Origin of the sequence: Microcystis sp. M079S1, assembly GCF_020246425.1 — a bacterium.
Lineage (GTDB): Bacteria > Cyanobacteriota > Cyanobacteriia > Cyanobacteriales > Microcystaceae > Microcystis > Microcystis aeruginosa.
In genome coordinates this window covers 1-3,781 of sequence record NZ_JADBSZ010000219.1, presented here as the reverse complement: position 1 = coordinate 3,781, position 3,781 = coordinate 1, and the positions used below count along the sequence as shown (strand labels likewise).

Sequence of the window (3,781 nt, the reverse complement as noted above, 5' to 3'; positions counted from 1 at the left end):
TGTCAGTCTGTAGAGCGACCATAAGACCAGAACAGAGTAAATCTGTTAAGGCAGGTGCGGAACCCCGCAAGGGAAAGAAGCAGAAACCTAAATCGTGAGGTTTGGGAATCGCCGTCCGTTTTACGGCGGCGAGGATGTCAAACTGCACCCCTGAAACTGCAACTTCTAGATAAAAATGTTATCAAAAGACAAAAGCGGGTAATTCTGCCGCTACAATACGATAGCGAGTTGTCAAGAGAACAGTAAAAGAACTGCCAATTGGATCTAGATGCCTCAATATACTACTAAACAAGCAACGGAAAACCCTGTTGTGTCCGACCAGTCCGCCAATAATCCCTTTTCACTATTTGGTCAATTTTGGGAAAGCCTAAAAATTGTCGCTCAACCCTATTGGTATCCAACGGAGTTAAATGGACGCGCCTTTGGAGATGTGATCATTTCTTGGGGGATGTCAGCTTTGATCCTTTTAAGTATCTTGGCAACGGTGGGGGTAGAAGCTTTTAGTAGCTACTGGAATCGTTATGTACTCGACATTATTATTGAAGATAGAGATCTTTCTAAATATCTAAATACGCTTTGGTTATCCAGTTTGTTGATTATATTAACAACGGGGTTATTTGCTTTTTCTCAATTTATTCGTCGCAAAGTAGCCTTAGATTGGTATAAGTGGTTAACGAAACAAACCGTCAAAAAATATCTCAATTATCGCGCTTACTATAACATTGATTTTACCTCAGCTTTAAAAAATCCCGATCAAAGATTATCTCAAGAAATTGAACCAATTACGACCATGACCCTAAGGTTGTTAATTACCTTCGTGGAAAAAGGGTTACAAATGATTACTTTTGCGATTATTCTTTGGACAATTTCTCGGCAAATTGCGGTTTATCTAATAATTTATACGATCGCAGGAAATTTAATAGCAATTTATCTAACTCAAGAATTAAACAAGATTAATCAATCGGAGCTTAATAATAAAGCTGATTATAATTATGCTTTAACCCATGTGCGTAACCACGCCGAATCCATTGCTTTTTTTCAGGGAGAAGAGCAGGAAGAAAAAATCATTGAAGGCCGTTTTCAACGGGTTATTCAAAGCTCGGAAAAACTGATCAATTGGGAACGGTTTAATAATCTTTTTAATCGAGGTTATCAGTCAGCGATTAGTGTATTTTCAATGTTTATTTTGACCCCCATGTTTATTAAAAACGAAATCGATTATGGGGAAATAAGTCAAGCGAGTTTATGCTGTTTCCTTTTTTCTAATGCCTTGGGACAATTAATTACTGAATGGGGAACATCGGGTAAAGTTTCAAGTTATATTGAACGGTTAGCTACCTTGACAGATGCCTTAAAAGTTGCCAGTGAAGATCCGAAAAACTTAAGTCGTATTACCACCCTGGAAGATAATCGTCTAGCTTTTGAAAATTTTACCCTACAAACTCCCGATTATGAAAAGGTAATTGTGGAAAATTTATCGGTTTCTGTCCCTTTGGGAGAAAGCCTACTCATTATTGGCCCCAGTGGTCGAGGTAAAAGTTCCTTGTTACGAGCAATCGCCGGTTTATGGAAAGCAGGTAGCGGCCGTTTAGTGCGTCCTCCTTTAGCTAAAATGTTATTTTTACCCCAACGTCCTTATATTATCCTTGGCACTTTACGGCAGCAATTACTTTATCCCCATACCAATGAACAGGTGAGCGATGAAGAATTAGAAAATATCTTAAAAAAAGTCAACCTGCAACATTTATTAACTGACAAAAATACCTTAGATAAACAAGTCAATTGGGAACAGATTTTATCCCTCGGAGAACAGCAAAGACTAGCTTTTGCTCGACTATTAATCACTAAACCCACTTTTACTATCTTAGATGAAGCAACCAGCGCTTTAGATTTGACCAATGAAGCCAGCTTATATCAGCAATTACAGGAAAGTGAAACCACTTTTATTAGTGTTGGTCATCGGGAAAGTTTATTTAATTATCATCGATGGGTCTTAGAGTTAACAGAAAATTCCCATTGGCATCTGTCAACTGTAGAAGATTATCAGCGCAAAAAAGTGAATAACCTAGTGATGATGTCAAAAAAATCAGAAAATTTTTCGGCGGTAAAAATAGAGACTTTGTCTGAGGTTAAAACTGAGCATGATGCGGAAATTGCAGGAGTTTCTGAAATAGCCGAAGGTTTGTCCCATCAACAAATGCAGTCTCTAACTGATTATTCTTTAAGTAACGTCCGGAGTCGCGCCAGTTTAGGTAAAATTATTACTGCCAAAGATGGTTTTAATTATCGTTACGATAAAGACCCAAAAACCTTAAAATGGGTGAGAATATAGCTAATGGGGTGACAAACAGATTGAAAGTGAGACAGGGTATGAGGTGTGGGGGGTAGGGAAAATTTTTCAGACTTCCCCCTCTCAGGAGAACTAGAGAATGAGGTTTTTGCTGGGTAAGTTGATTAACAAGCTACTAACTGATAACTGATAACTGATAACTGGTATAGGAATTTTATCAAATGAAAGCACTGGAAAAACTTGTGACGAAACGATTATATTTAGTTCCCTTAAAGCTTGAACTTCTGAAAGCGGCAATCATAAGTATCGATGAATTAACAACAATTTTGGGTGTAAAAGTTGCTGCTGAATGGGCTGATCAAGAGTTTATTCAAGCTTTCCCTGATATTGCGAATATTTTGCTGCAATTCCCCTTACAAAATGAGTGGGGGTGGGGGAGTTTAATTATTCATCAAACAGAAAATACCCTTATTGGTCATGTGATGATCAAAATTATTCCTGATGTCACAGGTTTACCCACAGATGCTGTAGAAATTGGCTATCAAGTAGCGCCGTTATATCGACGACAAGGCTACGCATCTGAGGCGACAAAAGCAATGACGGACTGGACACTTTCTCAACCTGGTATGCAAACAGTGACCGCTGGCTGCGCTCCCGATAATATAGCTTCAAAGCGAGTTTTAGAAAAAATAGGCATGGATCTGATAGAAGCACGAGAGAAAGTCTTGGTCTGGAAATTAAGTAGATCGAAAAGTTTTTCTTAACCCTTATCAGGTATTTCAGAAATTTAAAAGGGGTGCGTTACGACGGATTCTTAATTCTGGTTTTTGTCAAAGATTATTATCGCCTAACACATCCTACAAGCTGATAGATAATGGCTTGAAAAGTCAGGTTAAGAACATCTCAATCAGGCTTGACAGAAGGCATTGAGAACCGTCATCATGTAATTATTGTTCATGGCAGCTTGTTTCCTTTTTTGGCGAAGGCTACGTTTGCTTTTGCCTTAGTAAGCTAAACGGCTTTTACTTCGGATCACCGATATAGACTCCAAAAGGGTTATAGCTGTTGGATCATGCAGGTTAAGCGCCGTTTAGCTGATGGATTTTATATGACTGAAATCCCGACCAACCAGTCCAACTTAGTGATTTTAGGAGTCTCATCAATGACGGAAACTACTGAAACGGCCATTCCCAATGATTTTCTGGGAATTAATCCCACAGAAATCAACAAAAAACTTGTCTCCTGGGGAATTTCTCTTGATGAAGTTGTTCAAAAACTTGCTTCTCTGGGACTCCCCGGCATTATTTTCATTATTGCTGCTGCCGCATCCGGTGGTACTGCCTATCCTGCGATTTACGCACTTTTTGGGTTAGGCGGTCCGCTGGGACTAATTGGTGGACTTGGGGTCTTAGGCATCTCTACCATTATTGGTGACATTGTTACGGGTTATGGCATTGAGGCACTGCTTAAAACGGTCTATCTCAAACGTCG

At 39.2% G+C, this 3,781-nt stretch carries 2 protein-coding genes and 1 pseudogene; all 3 read left to right on the top strand.

Annotation, left to right across the window (positions count from 1 at the left end; all coding sequences use genetic code 11):
* Window positions 1-268: 268 nt before the first annotated feature.
* Window positions 269-2,332 (top strand): ABC transporter ATP-binding protein/permease, encoded by a 2,064-nt coding sequence (locus IM456_RS14585; protein WP_287691931.1) that lies wholly within the window; start codon window positions 269-271, stop codon window positions 2,330-2,332.
* A gap of 179 nt (window positions 2,333-2,511) precedes the next feature.
* Window positions 2,512-3,054 (top strand): GNAT family N-acetyltransferase, encoded by a 543-nt coding sequence (locus tag IM456_RS14580; RefSeq protein ID WP_149988363.1) that lies wholly within the window; start codon window positions 2,512-2,514, stop codon window positions 3,052-3,054.
* Between the two features lie 398 nt (window positions 3,055-3,452).
* A pseudogene (locus IM456_RS14575) lies at window positions 3,453-3,781 on the top strand (hypothetical protein); the annotation flags it as partial.